This is a genomic window from Lysinibacillus sp. FSL R7-0073, from assembly GCF_038009065.1.
Classification (GTDB): Bacteria; Bacillota; Bacilli; order Bacillales_A; family Planococcaceae; genus Lysinibacillus; species Lysinibacillus fusiformis.
On the sequence record NZ_JBBPAS010000001.1, the window covers coordinates 3,014,711 to 3,031,627 of the forward strand.

A 16,917-nucleotide genomic window follows, 5' to 3' on the forward strand; every position below is an offset into this window, starting at 1 on the left:
TGTAAAACTCCCTTAGTTTACGTGTTTTTCCACGTTATAGTATAAGTATTATTTTAGCACAACGTCAGAAGAGTTGAAATCATTCAACAATACTACCCATATAAAAAGTCTGAGAAATTAATCTCAGACTCAACTTACGCATTGAAAATGGTTCCTTGTTCTTGTTCGATTGTTTGTAAATAGTTCGCTGCTTTATTATGTTTATCCTGTAAGCGCCAAATTGTATTATGTACATCATCTTGGACACGTGAAACCTGTTCTCTTGCGGTTGAAATTTTAGAATGGACCGACCAAGCTGAAAAAAGATCATCGAAGAAGTAGTCCGCAAATTTAACAAAACCATCTGTTTCGACTTGTAGTGTCTTTGTAGACATCTCATGAACATCTAATAACTCATTATGAAAACGTTGCAGCGCAATTTGGGCACTATGTATATAATTTTCTGATTGATCAAGTGCACCATGCTTTAAGTGTGTAGCGATAACTCCACCGCCCAAGAATGTATCCCAAGTCGAATATCCGTTGGCCGAATGAAGTGACGCAGCTGCTTGCCCCAACTTTGTCAGAGCTACCTCCCCTGCTCCTTCTGCTTCTTGAATTTCAGCAATGAGTTGCTTTGTGTGCATTTTTTCCTGAGCTAAATGCTCCAATCTCTCTGCCTGCCCAGGATTATGGATTTGTAAATAGCCCTTCTTTTTTGCGTGAATTTCTCGAAGCTCATCTTGTAATGCTATTTTATCGATTTGAGCTAATTTCTGAGTTATTTGAACTTTATCTTCGTTTAAATCCGTCTGCATTTTCTTCGCTTCTTTAATTTTTAATTCAAGCACGGCTGCTTTATCAATTTTTTCAGCCCGTAATTCATCTTGTTGCCCCGTCCAAGTACGAATCATATTCATAAATGAGAAACCCTCTAATTTATGTAGTTTGGACCGAATTTGATTGAGTGTCCTAAAATGTTTGTTTATTTCCTGTTGTGTATGCTCAATCTGCTTGTCAATTAACAGTCCTTGCTCGTTTAGCCTTGCTGCTTTTCTTAGTTGTGTATGAATCTTTTCCTGCTCTTTTTGTAATTGCTTCCATTCCATTCATATCAACTCCTTATATATCAGTACGGTTGACAAGGAAAAATGTTTCAACTTTCATTGATAATATTGCATACTAATTTTTGGAAATTAAAAGCCTAGTAACTGCATAGCTACTAGGCTTGGACATTTTATAATGGAATATTACCATGTTTTTTCTCAGGACGCGTTTCCTGTTTATTAGATAACATATCAAGTCCTTGAATAAGTTTAATACGTGTATCTCTTGGATCAATAACATCGTCTACCATACCGCGAGATGCTGCAACATATGGATTAGCAAATTTCTCTTTATATTCTTCAATTTTTGCGGCACGTGTTGCTTCTGGATCATCTGATTTCGCAATTTCACGGGCAAAAATGATGTTTGCAGCTCCGGCAGCTCCCATAACTGCAATCTCAGCGTTTGGCCAAGCAAAAACAAGGTCCGCACCAATTGATTTAGAGTTTAGGGCAACGTAAGCGCCTCCATAAGCTTTACGTAAAATCACTGTGATTTTTGGTACAGTTGCTTCTGAATAAGCATAAAGAATTTTCGCACCATGACGAATGATTCCTCCGTGTTCTTGTTTAACACCTGGGAAGAAACCAGATACGTCTTCAAATGTAATGATTGGAATATTATAAGCATCGCAAGTACGGATAAATCGAGCTGCTTTATCGGAAGAATCAATATCTAATCCTCCAGCAAGTACTTTTGGTTGGTTACAAACAAGACCAACTGACTCACCAGCAATACGTGCAAAGCCAACTACAACGTTTTTCGCAAATTCTGCATGAACTTCCATGAATGAACCTTCATCCACTACTTGTTCAACGACTTTACGCACATCATAAGGACGTGTTGTTTCAATCGGCACAGTATCTACGATTTCTGGACGGTAGTCATCCCCCTCTGGTCGATCCTGACGAGGTGCTTTTTCTTTATTGTTTTGTGGTAAATAGCTTAATAGTTTTTTAATTTCTTGAATTGCCTCTTCTTCAGATGGTGCACGGAAATGAGCATTTCCACTTACTGCATTATTTACTTTTGAACCACCTAAATCTTCAGCCGAGATTTTTTCACCTGTTACAGTTTCGATAACTTTAGGTCCTGTTATAAACATTTGAGATGTTTTATCTACCATTAAGATAAAGTCTGTGATGGCAGGAGAATATACAGCTCCTCCAGCACATGGCCCCATTATTACGGAGATTTGCGGAATAACGCCCGAGTAAATCGCATTACGGTAGAAAATATGACCATAGCCATCTAGTGAAAGAACACCCTCTTGGATACGTGCGCCACCTGAATCGTTAATACCGATAAATGGTGTGCCATTTTTCGCAGCGAGGTCCATAACTGTTGCCATTTTTTTCGCATGCATTTCACCTAGTGCGCCACCAAACACTGTAAAGTCTTGAGAGAATAAGTATACTGGACGTCCGTTAATTTTACCGAAACCAGTTACAACACCATCACCAGGTCCTTCCATTTTCTCCATTCCGAAGTCTACTGTACGGTGAGTAATAAATGGGTTGATTTCAAAAAATGTGCCTTCGTCTAGTAACAAATCTATACGTTCACGAGCTGTTAATTTCCCTTTTTCATGCTGTTTTTCGATGCGCTCATAACCACCACCAAGTTCAATTACCGTCTTACGATCATACAAGTCATTGATTTTGTCGAACATATCCATATTAATCACTTATCCCCTTTTCCACTTTTATCACATAATTCATATAACACCCCGAACGAAGATTTAGGATGCATGAACGCAACCTCTGCACCTCCAGCACCAGGTCCTGGCTCTTCCGATAAAAGACGTACACCTTTTTCACGAAGCTCTACCATACGCTCACGAATTCCTGTCACACCAAAAGCAATATGGTGAATACCTTCTCCACGTTTTTCAATAAATCCATGAATGGCACTTTTTTCACTCATTGGTTCTAATAGCTCCAATTTCACGTTACCTGCGTCAATAAAGGCAACACGAACTTGTTGTGAATCTACTTCTTCCACTTTCATCAACTTTAAACCTAAAGTTTCTGTATAATATGTAATGCGCTCATCAAGATCGCGCACCGCAATCCCAATATGGTCTACTTTCTCCATGGTGACATCTCCTTCTGTTATGGTACATACTCTATTTTACAGACTTTTTTGTCAAAACTCTACTACTTGAGAAATTTTTCAGATTTGATAAACTATTTATAAGAAAAGAAGGAGCGAACGAGCATATGAGTAATAAAAAGTTTCAAAAAATCGTTGTTTATACTATGGTCGCAATCATGCTAATCTCATCTCTAGCATTCGGCTTATCAATGCTAGTTTAAGGCAAGGCCATAGCGTCCACACTACTGTGGGCGCTCTTTTTTTACCTTTAAACCCTTAAATGACTGCTTTATTTCTAAATACCTGTCCATTTCCTCGATAAACTGATAGAGTGCGGCTTGAGCGATAAATTGCTCATGGTTTTGCGGCAATGGTAGCTGAGAGAAATCATGTTTCACCTGCTCTAGCTTTTCCCGATAATGACTCGCTGTATTTCCAGAATGAATATGTCCCCCGAGGTCTTGTAAAAAATCTGCCACAATTTCAGCCTCTTGTACTATAACAGGTAAAGTTGTAATTTTTGGTAATACTCTTTCAATAATTTCTAGCTGCTTTTCTCGCATATCGAAATACATATAGTAATCATTTTTGCGTCTCGTAAAATGGTTTTCAACATCTTTAAATGCCAAGGACTTTGCATCATTTAATGTTCGAATAGCTTCAATGATCTCATGCCCATCCCATAACGTATCCCCTTGTCGTAAATAGCTAGCAATTTCTAAAAATATCTTGCTATATAGTTCCTCAATTTTAACTCTGTAGTAATTTAATTCCTTTTGAATATCTGGCATATACATATTGATGGCTATACCGGTTCCATAGCCGATAGCCATTAACGCCAATTCATTATAAACAAGCTCCATCGAAAAACTTTTAGCGGCGTAAATATGCATAATAATTACGACACTAGAAATAAATCCGTCTGCAACTCTCAAGGACACAATTGTTGGAATAAAAAGTATTAGCATTCCCGCTAGTGTAAGTGGCTGGTAGGAAAAAAGCTCAAAGCTTACAAAGGCAAAAAACATGGCCACTATACTAGCAACTAATCGTGTATAGGCTGCATGAATGGATTTTTTCTTCGTTGGCTGTACACATAATATCGTTAGAATACCAGCAGAGGCATACGAGGCTAAATTAAAATATTGAGCAATGGCAATCGCAAGTGCTGCACCAATTGCTGTTTTTAAAGTTCGATAGCCGATTGAAAACTTCTTCAGGCCGACTGCCTCCTATCTTTTAGTACTCTTCAGTGAAAATAGCTAATTATTTAGCCAATATTACAAAAATTTTAATGGTAATGCTGAACTATCTATACATGATAATTAAGTAGGAAGCCTGCATAGATCAACTTTCTATGAGGCTTTTCTACTTAGTTATAAAGGATTGCTCTTATGCAAGAATTGACTTAAAGCTCGTCACAATATTCTTCGAAGTTTGCTTGTAAGTTTGTCACAACTGACATCGGGTCATGCCCTTCAATTTCATAGCGCCCCACTTCAGCCACAACTTGTCCATCCTTTAATAGAATAAATGATGGTGAAGATGGTAGGTGATCTTCTCCAAAAAGATAACGCGCCGCTGCAGTCGCTTCTTTATCTTGCCCTGCAAATACTGTTACTAAGTGATCTGGGCGTTTATCGTAATGTACACATTGCGCTGCTGCTGGACGAGCAATACCACCCGCACAACCACACACTGAGTTCACCATAACTAATGTTGTACCTGGACGAGCAAACGCCTCCTCAACAGCCTCTGGTGTTTTTAGCTGTTCGTAGCCAGCCGTTTCAATTTCAGCACGAGCTGTTTTTAAAATTTCCTGCATAAATAAATCATAATCCATATTCATATAGCGATAGCTCCTTTCAAATCGCGTCAATTCAGCTTTTTATAGTAGGTATTTGACGCACATACATCTCTTATCATAGCAGTTTGCAACGAATTTGTGCACCCACTTGCTCATACATGTCAGTTGAATTTTCTAAGCTTTTAAAGAAACTAGTTTACTGATCTTCCTGTTCCTCGCTAAATAAACGATCTACACCTTGTGTAACCGTTAGTTGGCCACTTAAAATTTGACGTTCCAGAAGCTGTACCTGTGCTTTACGTTGTGGATTTCCATAGAACATATCTATTAAATGATCAGTAATCATGGATTGGAACCACTCTTTTGTTTGTTTTTGACGTCGAGTAGCCCAATAACTGTTTGATTCAACAATTTGTTTAAATTCTTCTATGGTTCCCCAAACCTTATCGAGACCCCGTTTTTCCAATGAACTAACTGGCATTGCAGTTGACATCCAGCCTGGTGTAGCAGGCTGTAAAAAATGCAGAATCTGTTTATATTCTGCGACAGTTTTTTTGGCAAGCCTCACATTATCACCATCTGCCTTATGCACAACAATGGCGTCTGCTAACTCCATAATGCCCTTTTTCATGCCCTGCAATTCATCCCCTGCTCCAGTTAAAACTAGAAGCAAGAAGAAATCCACCATGCCTCGGACATAGGTTTCACTTTGTCCCACACCCACTGTTTCAATGAGAATGACATCATAGCCTGCTGCTTCACAAACTAACATCGTTTCACGTGTCTTTTTATGAACACCCCCAAGGGTACCAGCCGATGGTGAAGGGCGTACAAAAGCAGTAGGCTTCTTGACGAGCTCCTCCATGCGCGTTTTATCCCCTAAAATACTCCCCCCTGATAAAGAAGAGCTTGGGTCAATCGCAAGGACTGCTACTCGTTTTCCCATGTCACAAAGCATTGTTCCGAAAGCCTCAATGAACGAGCTCTTCCCCGCTCCTGGAACGCCCGTAATCCCGATTCGAATACTCTTTCCTGTATACGGTAAAAGTTCCTGTAAAAGCTCCTGTGCTTGGACTTTATGAGTGGCATTCGAGCTTTCAATGAGGGTAATCGCTTTTGACAAATGTGTGCGAGAGCCTGCACGTACTTGTTGTGTAAGCTCTCTAATATTAACAGTGTCGGCTTTTTTCTTTCGGAATTTTTTAGGTGTACCATAGTGCATACCGTCGTGAGTCGCCTCGACCCCGTCCATCACAAATAGCGCACTTTCTTCCATTCCTTTGTTGTTGTCCATTATTCAGACACTTCCTCATAGCCTAAACGTTTGTAGATTTCCTCAATGATTTTCTGTGCGGATACAGGAATCACGGTACCTGGCCCAAAGATAGCTACTGCCCCAGCATTATAAAGGAAATCATAGTCTTGAGCTGGTATAACACCACCCACAATGATGATAATATCTTCACGCCCTAATTTTTCTAGCTCCGCGATCAATTCAGGCACTAATGTTTTATGCCCCGCTGCTAACGAAGAGACACCAATGACATGAACATCATTTTCAACAGCCATTTGCGCTGCCTCAGCAGGTGTCATAAATAATGGAGAAATATCTACGTCAAAGCCTAAATCAGCATAGCCTGTTGCGACAACCTTGGCTCCACGGTCATGTCCATCTTGTCCCATTTTAGCTACTAAAATACGTGGACGACGGCCTTCGTTTTCAAGGAATTCTTCTGTCATTTGCTTCACTTCTGAAATTTGCTCTTCATCAGAGAAGTTGGCAGAGTAGACACCTGAAATAGAACGGATGACAGCTTTATGTCGTCCAGAAACGGCTTCAATTGCATCCGAAATTTCTCCTAATGAAGCACGTGCACGAGCCGCATCAACTGCTATAGCTAGTAAATTTTCTTCGCCATCTTGCGCGGCCTTCGTTAAACGAGCTAAATGTTTTTGAACCTCAGCCTCATCACGTGCGGCTTTCATCGCTTCTAAACGCTCAATTTGTTTTTGTCGCACTAGGGTATTATCAATATCTAGAATATCAATTGGCTCTTCTTTCGTCAGACGATATTTATTTACACCAACAATCGTCTCTGTCTTGGAGTCAATTTTCGCTTGACGTTTAGCAGCGGCTTCTTCAACTTTCATTTTCGGAAGACCCGTTTCAATTGCTTTCGCCATACCGCCAAGTGCTTCAATCTCTTCAATCAATGCCCATGCTGATTTAGTAATTTCTTCGGTTAATTTCTCCACGTAGTACGAACCACCCCATGGATCAATTACTTTCGTCATTGCTGTTTCCTCTTGTAAAAATAACTGCGTATTACGTGCGATACGTGCAGAGAAATCCGTTGGAAGTGCAATAGCTTCATCCAGTGCATTCGTATGCAGTGATTGAGTATGTCCCATTGATGACGCATTTGCTTCGATTAACGTACGTGCTACATTATTAAACGGATCTTGCTCTGTTAATGACCACCCTGATGTTTGCGAGTGGGTACGTAAAGCTAATGTTTTCGGATTTTTTGGATTAAACGTTGACATCATCTGTGCCCAAATACGACGTGCTGCGCGCATTTTAGCCACTTCCATATAATAGTTCATGCCAATGGCCCAGAAGAACGATAGACGTGGTGCAAATGCATCGATATCAATACCTGCTTTCAAACCTGTACGCACATACTCCAAACCATCTGCTAACGTATAGGCAAGTTCAATATCATTTGTTGCTCCCGCTTCTTGAATATGGTAACCAGAAATCGAAATCGAGTTAAATTTCGGCATATACTTCGCTGTATATTCAAAAATATCTGCAATGATTTTCATCGACATAGCTGGTGGGTAAATGTATGTATTACGCACCATATATTCTTTTAAAATATCATTTTGAATCGTCCCTGCTAATTTTTCTGGTGTTACCCCTTGTTCCTCCGCTGCCACAATATAGAAAGCAAGAACTGGTAGTACGGCACCATTCATCGTCATAGAAACAGACATTTGATCTAACGGGATTTGATCGAAAAGAATTTTCATATCCTCGACAGAGTCAATGGCAACACCGGCTTTTCCTACATCCCCTGTAACTCGTGGATGATCAGAGTCATAGCCTCGGTGAGTTGCTAGGTCAAACGCTACAGATAACCCCTTTTGTCCCATTGCCAAATTTCGCTTGTAAAAGGCATTAGATTCTTCAGCTGTTGAGAAACCAGCATATTGACGAACAGTCCAAGGACGAGCCACATACATAGTAGGGTATGGTCCGCGTGTATTAGGTGCAATACCTGCTACATCATTTAAATGTTTAGCATCCTTGATATCTTCTTTTGTATAAATATCTTTAATTTCAATACCTTCATTTGTCATAAACTTATCATCAGATGCTTGAGGTGCATTAGCTGATAAAACTTTTTCTATTTCAATTGCATTAAAATTTGGCTTACTCATCGTTGGACCTCCTTTATGCTCGCGAACACTGACTGTAATTTTTCAATGATGTTCTGTCCTGCGAAAATAAAGCCGTTTAAGCCATTTGCTAACCAAGCTTCTTCTTCGTCTTTAAATTTCCCAGCAACATCTACAAGTACACCCGCTGGTTTGTCTGCTAAAATGGCTTGGACAAATTCTTTTGTATCCTCATCATTGCCTGCAATTACAACATATTTAGCCTCTGTTGCCTTTAGCCAAGCTATTGCCTCTTCAACAGTCGCCGCCGGTTCACTTTTTTCAGGAACAAGACCTACCGTATTTAAGAAACCAGCAATAAAATCTGCTCTTGGCTTGGAGCTTTTTAATGTACCTAATGCTAAAATACCCGTTTTCACATCAGCTACTGTCATTTCTGCACGAAGCTTTTCAAATGGAATAGCACTTCGTTTAATGCTAGCAAATAACGGATTCGTTTCACATTCAAGTGCATCAGCTGGATTGGCATAAATATTCGTTCCAATCAATGATTGCTTACGTGTTTGTGCAGCTTGAATACGAGATTGATACGATTTCTCTACTTCATCAGCGAGGTTGCCAGATGCGGTGTATTCATCAATGCCTCCAGCTGCCTCTATTGCTAAGAATAACGCCCATGCCTCTTTGACAAAGTCCGCCGTTAACGACTCGATAAAGTAAGAGCCACCTGCAGGATCGATTACTTTTAAGACGTTCGTTTCTTCTTTTAAAATTAATGACACGTTACGAGCAATACGTACTGACTGTTCTGTAGGTTTTGTTAACACATCGTGTGGATGAACCGTAAAGAGATCAGCACCGCCGATTAGTCCAGAAAGCGCTTCATTAGAAGATCGTAATAAATTCACGTAAACATCCAATTTAGAGAAGCTTCTTAAAGATGTTTCAGCAACTGTTGGGATTTTTACATTTTCTGTAACACCATATGCGGATGAGAACGCTTTCCAAAGTACTTTAAAAGCACGGAGTTTTGCAATTTCTGTAAAGAATTGTGTATCAACAGCAAAGGATACAAAAAATTTCTTGGAAAATACTTCGAAGCTTTCTTCCTGTTCTACAAACTTTGCTGCTAATGCAAGTGCATAGGCTAATTCTTGAACGGCGTTGGCACCTTCATTATGATAAAGAACTGTGTTAGCGCCGACTGAGCGCACGCTCGGAAAAGCTTGTAAAGAGATTGGTTCGTTCGAAACGATGAAGCCCTTCACAGCTTCTCGTTGATCCAAATCAATTTTGTCAAACACTGTTAATAATGGGTCTTTTGTATCTTTAATAGTAATTTTAAATGAATATTCTGAGAAATATGATGCTAATTTGACCAATACATCTTCTGTCCAGTCAAAATTAACACGACTATCAATTGTAATAACTTCATTACCTCTAGCTAAACTGTCATCAAGCTGTGCAAAAAACGCTTCACTCGTATCAGCATGAACTTGCTGAGCTACTTGAAATGCTTGACTATTTTGTAGGGAACGGATTGTGGCAACTTGTCGATCAAGCTCATCACCAAGCTTAGCTACTAAACTTTCTTGTGTGTAAATTGGCTGTAGTGTAACACCCTCATTTGTTTTCGTGAATAGAGACTCAAATGGTTTCCCCTTTAAAGCTTTGATTGCTGCATCTTGCCAGTCGGAATAGGCCGGCTTTTCAAATTCAATATTTTTCATGTTGTTTGACATGCGGACGCTTAATCAGCTTCCCCCCTTAGTAGTTTCTATTTGTTATTCTACATGACAAATTGCGACTCGGAAAGCATAAAAAAAATCGGAAACCCTTATACAGCAGGTTTCCGACAAGTCATCAGTAGACTGACGTTGAAGATTTATTTGTATTTTCGAGTATTTCTTTTACTCTATTTAGGAATTTACCACATACTAGTCCATCCAACACACGATGATCTAATGATAAACATAAATTCACAATATCACGAGCGGCAAACATTCCACCTGGTAAAACGACCGGTTTTTTTACAATACTTTCCACTTGGAGGATAGCAGCTTGTGGATAATTAATGATACCCATTGATTGAATAGAGCCAAATGCTCCCGTATTATTAACGGTAAATGTACCACCTTTAATATCATCCATGGCTAATTTTCCAGTTCGAACTTTGTTGGCAAGCTCATGAATCTCTTTAGCAATCCCTTTAATGGATTTTTCATCAGCGTGTTTTATAACAGGCACGAATAATGCATCATCCGTCGCTACAGCAATCGAAATATTGATGTCATGCTTTTGAATAATTTTATCCTCAGCCCACATCGAATTCATCATTGGGAATTCCTTTAAGGCCTGAGCCACTGCTTTTACAAAGAAGGCGAAATATGTAAGATTAAAGCCTTCTTTTTGTTTAAATTCACCTTTTAGGCTATCTCGGTAAGCAACTAAATCTGTTACGTCCACTTCCATCATCATCCAAGCGTGTGGAGCCTCATGAACGCTTCTCACCATATTATTTGCAATGGCACGACGGACCTTCGTCACTGGGATTTCAATATCTCCAGGCTGGGTAGGTTGTACCGGCGCTGCAGGCTTTTCTGCATGCTGTGCTTGTGCAGGAGCTGGCTGTGCGGATATCGCTTGAATCGCTGCTGGCGCTGGTGCCGCACTAGTTGCTGTTGGAATATTGCCCGTTTCAATTAGCTTTAACAAATCTTTTCTTGTAATGCGACCACCCTCGCCCGTTCCCGTAACTTGATCGAGTGCAATATCATGCTCCTGTGCAAGTCTTAGAACAGCAGGTGAGTAGCGTACTTTGTCCTTACGCACTTCTTTTGGAGCGGCTGAAGGAGGAGTAGAAACTGATTGTGATGCCTCTTGTTTCTTTTGAACACCTGCATTTAAAATGGCTGTGCTTACTGCAGATTTTTTTTCAGGTGGTGGTGGTGGTAATTCACTATCCCCTGCAATTTCAATCGAGCATACGACTGCGCCAACTGGTAATGTTTGACCTTCTTGTGCAATTAGCTCCGTAATAACCCCTTCAAACGACGATGGAATTTCTGCATTTACTTTATCTGTCACAACTTCTGCTAAAGAATCATATTTTTTTACTGTATCGCCAGGCTTCACAAGCCATTTTTCAATTGTACCTTCTGTTACACTTTCGCCGAGTTGTGGCATAGTAATATTTTGAACCGCCATCATTTATTCCTCCCATCAATTAAGCCTAGGCGTCATTGTACCTGATGCAGCGCTAAATTAATAAACGAAGATAGGCAAATAGACAGATTTTGACTTTCAAACGGCTAAGTCAAAATCTGTTCTTCCGTCTGAGGCTTTCATTTTTTCAATCAGCCTTGCTTGGTATGTTAAAATGCCGCAAGTTCTCGCATCGCACGTTCAACTTTATCAGGATTAATCATAAAATATTTCTCCATTGTTGGTGCATATGGCATTGCTGGCACATCAGGTCCTGCTAGACGTTGAATTGGTGCATCAAGCTCAAATAAACAATGTTCCGCTATAATTGCGGCAACTTCACTCATAATACTGCCTTCTTTATTATCCTCAGTAACAAGTAATACTTTTCCTGTCTTACTTGCTGCCTCAATAATTGCTTCCTTATCAAGTGGATAAACTGTGCGTAGGTCAAGTATATGGGCAGAAATACCATCTGCAGCAAGACGCTCAGCAGCTTGTAGCGCAAAATGTACAGCTAAACCATAGGTAATGACCGTCACATCATCCCCTTCACGCTTTACATCTGCCTTACCGATTGGTAACGTGTAATCGTCTAACGGTACCTCCCCCTTAATTAATCGATAAGCACGTTTATGCTCAAAGAATAATACGGGATCTTCATCACGAATAGCTGCTTTCAGCAATCCTTTGGCATCATACGGAGTTGATGGTATAACTATTTTTAAACCAGGTGTACCCGCAAAAAGGGCTTCAACGGATTGAGAATGATAAAGTGCCCCGTGAATTCCTCCACCAAAAGGTGCACGGATTACCATTGGACAAGACCAATCATTATTAGAACGGTAACGGATTTTAGCTGCCTCAGAGACGATTTGGTTGACAGCTGGCATAATGAAATCAGCAAATTGCATTTCTGCGATTGGACGCATTCCATACATCGCTGCCCCAATACCAACCCCAGCAATCGCACTTTCTGCAAGTGGCGTATCTAGCACACGGTATTCACCGAATTGATCGTACAGACCTGTAGTCGCTTTGAATACACCGCCCTTACGGCCAACGTCTTCTCCTAAAATGAAAACTCGTTCATCTCGTTCCATTTCTTCTTTCATTGCTAATGTAATCGCATCAATATAAGACATAACTGCCATTACACGTCACCTCCGTCCACTGGTGCATAAACATATTTCATAGCATCCTCTGGTTGTGCATATGGAGCCGCTTCTGCATAATCAGTAGCTTCATTTACTTCCGCCATCACACGTTCTTCAATTTCTTTACGTACTTTTTCAGTCATGACGCCAGCATCTGTTAGATACTTTTCGAATAACACAATCGGATCTTTTGCCTTACCTTCTGCAATATCTTCTGCCGTACGATATTGACGATCATCATCATCCGAAGAATGGGCTGTTAAACGATATGTGACTGTTTCAATTAAGCTTGGGCCCTCTCCATTACGTGCACGATCCGCTGCTTCTTTCACCACTTTGTAAACTTGTAATGGGCATTTCCCATCAACCGTCACACCTGGCATACCGTAGCCAATTCCACGATCAGAAACCTTCGCACAGCCTAACTGACGTTCAACTGGTACAGAGATCGCATATTGATTGTTTTCTACCATGATAATAACTGGCAATTTATGAACACCTGCGAAGTTTGCCCCTTCATGGAAATCCCCTTGGTTAGAAGAACCTTCACCAAGTGTCACGAAAGATACAAAATCCTCTTTTTGTAGACGTCCAGCAAGTGCAACGCCAACTGCGTGAGGCACCTGCGTCGTTACAGGCGAAGATCCTGTTAATATACGATTTTTCTTTTGACCAAAATGCCCTGGCATTTGACGTCCACCAGAGTTCGGATCTTCCGCTTTTGCAAATGCAGACAACATCAACTCTTTTGGTGTCATACCAAAGTGTAAAACAACACCCATATCACGATAATATGGTGCAATATAATCTTTATCTTTATTTAGCGCAAAGGCTGCCCCAACTTGTGCTGCCTCCTGACCTTGACAAGAAATAACAAACGGAATTTTACCAGAACGGTTTAATAACCACATACGCTCATCTAATCTTCTGGCCATTAACATTGTTTCGAACATAGCAAGTACATCTTCATTTGACAAACCTAAATCTTCATGTTTGATTTGAACATCTTGCATACGAACACCCCTTTCGTATTATAGAGAAATAACTATCTTATCCTATATCCCCACATTTGGATACGTTAGTTATGAAATTCAGAAAAATTTAAAAATGGATAGCACGACCATCAACTGCTAAAGCAGATTCCACTAATACCTCATTTAATGAAGGATGTGGATGAATTGCCTGACTAATTTCCCATGGCGTTGCATCCAATAATTTAGCTAAAGATGCTTCTCCAATTAAATCTGTCACGTGCGGCCCTACCATATGAATACCCAAAATATCATCTGTTTCTTTATCAGCAATAATTTTTACAAAACCTTCTGCTTCTCCATTTACCAATGCCTTACCAATTGCCTTGAACGGGAATTTACCGATCTTTAATGAAAAGCCTCTCTCTTTGGCAGCAACTTCTGTTAAACCAATGCTAGCAACCTCAGGATATGAATAAACGCATTTCGGTACGTTCAGATCATCTAAATGCTCTGTTTTACCTGTCGCTATATGCTCAATCGCTGACAGTCCTTCATGAGAAGCAACATGCGCTAACTGTAAGCCACCAATCACATCCCCAATGGCATACATATGTGATTCCTTCGTTTGATAAGAATCATTCACTTTAATGAAGCCATTTTCCACTTCGATTTCTGTATTTTCCAAACCAATATCTTGTGTATTTGCTTCACGTCCTACGCAAAGTAATAGTTTATCTGCCTCAAAGATTTCTTCCTGCTCATTCACTTTGGCAGAAATGAAAACGTTATCATTTTCTATTTTGAATGTATCTGCATCTAAACGGGCATTTGTCACAATGCGAACTCCCCGCTTTTCAAGCTGCTTTGTTACTTCTTTGACGATATCTGCATCCTCTGCAGGTAAGATAGTTGGTCCGTACTCTACCACTGTTACATATACGCCAAAATCGCAAAGCATAGATGCCCACTCAATACCAATGACACCACCGCCAACAATTAACAATGATTTCGGTAAATTATCAAGCTCCAAAGCATGATCTGAATTCATCACATATTGACCATCAACTGTTAATCCGGCCATACCTCGCGGCTTTGAGCCAGTTGCAATGACAACATTCGTCGGTACAAGCATTTCATTTTCTTCCCCATTAGACATTTCTACTGAGATCGTTCCTGGCATTGGTGAGAAAATAGATGGACCCAAAATTCGTCCTGTACCATGATAAACATCTATTTTACCTTTTTTCATCAGTGTATTCACACCTTGGCTTAATTGCTCAACGATTGCTTGTTTCCTAGCTTGAACTTTGTCAAATTGCAGTGTTACACCTTCAATATCGACACCATATTCACTAGCCGTTTTATTAGCCATTCGATATACTTCTGCACTTCGAAGTAAGGCTTTACTTGGAATACAACCTTTATGCAAGCATGTTCCGCCTAAACGCTCCCGCTCTACAATAGCTGTTTTCAAGCCTAGTTGCGCTGCTCGAATGGCCGCAACATACCCGCCTGTACCTCCACCTAAAATGACAACATCATAATTTTGAGCCATGTTTATTCCCCCTTTTGAGAAAAGTGCTAAAGTATTCTATCTATTAAACAATCACCCTATCAATTAGCTTACGGTCTATTCTTGCTTAAGAAGAACTTTAGCTTTACTACAACGATGCTCTTATTTGTTGGTAAAATTAGAAGAAGTCGACAATGCGACTTCTCCAAATTTTCAAACCTTGTATATTAGCGACCGTGTAAAATATTTTTTTCATTTTTTAAGAATTGGCTGCGAGATTTTGCCACACGCGCAATGCGTTCTTCAGCTAAACGATTCGCTGCCACATATGTTGGAATGCCATCTCGTTTTGAAATAGCAAAGATCTTTTCAATACTATCATAAATACCGTCAACGCGTTTCAAAGCACGTTCACGATTATAGCCATATAATTCATCCGCAACGTTAATAACTCCACCAGCATTAATGACATAATCTGGTGCATAGACAATACCTAATTCATGTAGGTAATCACCATGACGTGAATCTTTTAACTGGTTATTAGCAGATCCAGCAATTACTTTTGCTTTTAGTTGTGGAATTGTTTCATCATTTAATATAGCACCTAAAGCACAAGGTGAGAAAATATCAACGTCTTGCGCGTAGATTTCATCTGGAGCTACTGCAATTGCGTCAAAGTCATTTACAACTCGATCAATTGCTGCCTGATTGATATCTGTTACAACAAGTTTTGCCCCTTCATTATGTAAATACTCGCAAAGCTTGTAAGCTACATTTCCTAGACCTTGTACAGAAATTTTTAATCCCTCTAATGATTCTGAACCAAATGCTTCTTTTGCAGCCGCTTTCATACCACGGTAAACACCATACGCCGTTACTGGAGATGGGTTCCCTGATGAACCGAATGCAGGTGAAATTCCTGTTACATAATCTGTTTCCTCATGGATTAAATCCATATCTGTTACCGTTGTACCTACGTCTTCTGCAGTAATATAACGGCCATTTAAGCCTTGGATGAAACGACCTAATGCACGGAACATTTCTTCGTTTTTATCTTTAAATGGGTCACCGATAATGACCGTTTTTCCACCGCCAAGGTTTAAACCAGCTGCCGCATTTTTGTAGGTCATGCCTCGTGCTAAGCGCAATGCGTCTTCAACCGCATTTTCCTCTGAAGCATATGTCCACATACGTGCCCCGCCTAATGCTGGTCCAAGTGTTGTATCATGGATAGCGATAACCGCTTTTAACCCTGATGCTTCATCTTGGCAAAATACCAATTGTTCATAATCATACTTTTCCATATACTTGAAGATTTCCATGAAACTCGCCCCTTTGCTTTGGAAAGTGCATCCCCAAATGCCCGTCCCAATCAAGTTTTATCTAACAATTCTTTCCCTTGTTGTCCTCTTCTCAGCAAAATACTGAGCCCCATTTTCCAGTAGGTGTTTAGACCCTTATACAGGAAGAAAAAAATTGTTTAGTAATGGATAATATTGCTCCACTTATTTTTACAATACTGACAAATTCACAATTTCGCAACTATTATTACACATTCTTATTTAAGTAAGAATTTTCTAAACATTCAGTAACAAAAACCATTTTATATCCCGCCTAGCTTTGCGGAATAAATATTATATTGATGATACCCTTTCTTGACATTCCCCCATCCAC

General features: G+C 40.0%; 14 protein-coding genes. 1 reads left to right on the forward strand and 13 read right to left on the reverse strand.

Going from position 1 to position 16,917, the window contains the following annotated elements:
• Positions 1-134 precede the first annotated feature (134 nt).
• The 3 genes from MKY88_RS14980 to mce all read right to left on the reverse strand — a co-directional run bounded on the left by MKY88_RS14980 (position 135) and on the right by mce (position 3,183).
• Positions 135-1,088 carry a hypothetical protein gene (locus MKY88_RS14980; protein ID WP_328200365.1) on the reverse strand — a complete coding sequence of 318 codons (954 nt, stop codon included), beginning with the start codon at positions 1,086-1,088 and terminating at the stop codon, positions 135-137.
• A 128-nt stretch (positions 1,089-1,216) separates the two neighbouring features.
• Positions 1,217-2,764 (reverse strand): acyl-CoA carboxylase subunit beta, encoded by a 1,548-nt coding sequence (locus MKY88_RS14985; RefSeq protein ID WP_025116102.1) that lies wholly within the window; start codon positions 2,762-2,764, stop codon positions 1,217-1,219.
• A gap of 5 nt (positions 2,765-2,769) precedes the next feature.
• Complete coding sequence (mce, locus tag MKY88_RS14990) at positions 2,770-3,183, reverse strand: methylmalonyl-CoA epimerase (protein WP_069481907.1); 414 nt, start codon at positions 3,181-3,183, stop codon at positions 2,770-2,772.
• Positions 3,184-3,308: 125 nt separating this feature from the next.
• Between mce and prli42 the strand changes: the two genes are divergently transcribed.
• On the forward strand, positions 3,309-3,404 hold the full coding sequence (gene prli42 / locus MKY88_RS14995) for a stressosome-associated protein Prli42 (protein ID WP_150907189.1): 96 nt from the start codon (positions 3,309-3,311) through the stop codon (positions 3,402-3,404).
• Positions 3,405-3,425: 21 nt separating this feature from the next.
• Here the strand turns inward: prli42 and MKY88_RS15000 are convergent, their stop codons facing one another.
• The 10 genes from MKY88_RS15000 to MKY88_RS15045 all read right to left on the reverse strand — a co-directional run bounded on the left by MKY88_RS15000 (position 3,426) and on the right by MKY88_RS15045 (position 16,565).
• A complete protein-coding gene (locus MKY88_RS15000) occupies positions 3,426-4,403 on the reverse strand; it encodes an aromatic acid exporter family protein (RefSeq protein ID WP_025116101.1) in 978 nt (325 codons plus the stop codon).
• 188 nt (positions 4,404-4,591) lie between these two features.
• Positions 4,592-5,032: a BrxA/BrxB family bacilliredoxin gene (locus MKY88_RS15005; RefSeq protein ID WP_008179942.1), complete on the reverse strand. Its 441-nt coding sequence runs from the start codon at positions 5,030-5,032 to the stop codon at positions 4,592-4,594.
• Positions 5,033-5,186: 154 nt separating this feature from the next.
• Positions 5,187-6,284, reverse strand: a complete 1,098-nt coding sequence (gene meaB, locus MKY88_RS15010; protein WP_328200360.1) for a methylmalonyl Co-A mutase-associated GTPase MeaB — start codon at positions 6,282-6,284, stop codon at positions 5,187-5,189.
• Positions 6,284-8,437 (reverse strand): methylmalonyl-CoA mutase, encoded by a 2,154-nt coding sequence (gene scpA, locus MKY88_RS15015; protein WP_008179938.1) that lies wholly within the window; start codon positions 8,435-8,437, stop codon positions 6,284-6,286. Before scpA ends, meaB begins: the two co-directional genes overlap by 1 nt.
• The gene (locus MKY88_RS15020) at positions 8,434-10,137 is read right to left on the reverse strand and encodes a methylmalonyl-CoA mutase family protein (RefSeq protein WP_328200357.1); all 1,704 of its coding nucleotides are present in this window, start codon (positions 10,135-10,137) and stop codon (positions 8,434-8,436) included. Before MKY88_RS15020 ends, scpA begins: the two co-directional genes overlap by 4 nt.
• A gap of 121 nt (positions 10,138-10,258) precedes the next feature.
• Positions 10,259-11,602 carry a dihydrolipoamide acetyltransferase family protein gene (locus MKY88_RS15025; RefSeq protein WP_340814837.1) on the reverse strand — a complete coding sequence of 448 codons (1,344 nt, stop codon included), beginning with the start codon at positions 11,600-11,602 and terminating at the stop codon, positions 10,259-10,261.
• A gap of 167 nt (positions 11,603-11,769) precedes the next feature.
• Complete coding sequence (locus MKY88_RS15030) at positions 11,770-12,753, reverse strand: alpha-ketoacid dehydrogenase subunit beta (protein WP_036148983.1); 984 nt, start codon at positions 12,751-12,753, stop codon at positions 11,770-11,772.
• The gene (locus MKY88_RS15035; RefSeq protein WP_069481913.1) at positions 12,753-13,769 is read right to left on the reverse strand and encodes a thiamine pyrophosphate-dependent dehydrogenase E1 component subunit alpha; all 1,017 of its coding nucleotides are present in this window, start codon (positions 13,767-13,769) and stop codon (positions 12,753-12,755) included. Before MKY88_RS15035 ends, MKY88_RS15030 begins: the two co-directional genes overlap by 1 nt.
• A gap of 88 nt (positions 13,770-13,857) precedes the next feature.
• Complete coding sequence (gene lpdA / locus MKY88_RS15040) at positions 13,858-15,285, reverse strand: dihydrolipoyl dehydrogenase (protein WP_328200355.1); 1,428 nt, start codon at positions 15,283-15,285, stop codon at positions 13,858-13,860.
• A 185-nt stretch (positions 15,286-15,470) separates the two neighbouring features.
• Positions 15,471-16,565 carry a Leu/Phe/Val dehydrogenase gene (locus tag MKY88_RS15045; RefSeq protein WP_008179924.1) on the reverse strand — a complete coding sequence of 365 codons (1,095 nt, stop codon included), beginning with the start codon at positions 16,563-16,565 and terminating at the stop codon, positions 15,471-15,473.
• Positions 16,566-16,917: the final 352 nt, after the last annotated feature.

Bases quoted from the DNA above. Each gene is read 5' to 3' on its own strand.
- MKY88_RS14980 (WP_328200365.1), bottom strand. From the start codon at position 1,088: ATGGAATGGAAGCAATTACAAAAAGAGCAGGAAAAGATTCATACACAA.
- MKY88_RS14985 (WP_025116102.1), bottom strand. From the start codon at position 2,764: ATGGATATGTTCGACAAAATCAATGACTTGTATGATCGTAAGACGGTA.
- mce (WP_069481907.1), bottom strand. From the start codon at position 3,183: ATGGAGAAAGTAGACCATATTGGGATTGCGGTGCGCGATCTTGATGAG.
- prli42 (WP_150907189.1), top strand. From the start codon at position 3,309: ATGAGTAATAAAAAGTTTCAAAAAATCGTTGTTTATACTATGGTCGCA.
- MKY88_RS15005 (WP_008179942.1), bottom strand. From the start codon at position 5,032: ATGAATATGGATTATGATTTATTTATGCAGGAAATTTTAAAAACAGCT.
- meaB (WP_328200360.1), bottom strand. From the start codon at position 6,284: ATGGACAACAACAAAGGAATGGAAGAAAGTGCGCTATTTGTGATGGAC.
- scpA (WP_008179938.1), bottom strand. From the start codon at position 8,437: ATGAGTAAGCCAAATTTTAATGCAATTGAAATAGAAAAAGTTTTATCA.
- MKY88_RS15020 (WP_328200357.1), bottom strand. From the start codon at position 10,137: ATGTCAAACAACATGAAAAATATTGAATTTGAAAAGCCGGCCTATTCC.
- MKY88_RS15025 (WP_340814837.1), bottom strand. From the start codon at position 11,602: ATGGCGGTTCAAAATATTACTATGCCACAACTCGGCGAAAGTGTAACA.
- MKY88_RS15030 (WP_036148983.1), bottom strand. From the start codon at position 12,753: ATGGCAGTTATGTCTTATATTGATGCGATTACATTAGCAATGAAAGAA.
- MKY88_RS15035 (WP_069481913.1), bottom strand. From the start codon at position 13,769: ATGCAAGATGTTCAAATCAAACATGAAGATTTAGGTTTGTCAAATGAA.
- lpdA (WP_328200355.1), bottom strand. From the start codon at position 15,285: ATGGCTCAAAATTATGATGTTGTCATTTTAGGTGGAGGTACAGGCGGG.
- MKY88_RS15045 (WP_008179924.1), bottom strand. From the start codon at position 16,565: ATGGAAATCTTCAAGTATATGGAAAAGTATGATTATGAACAATTGGTA.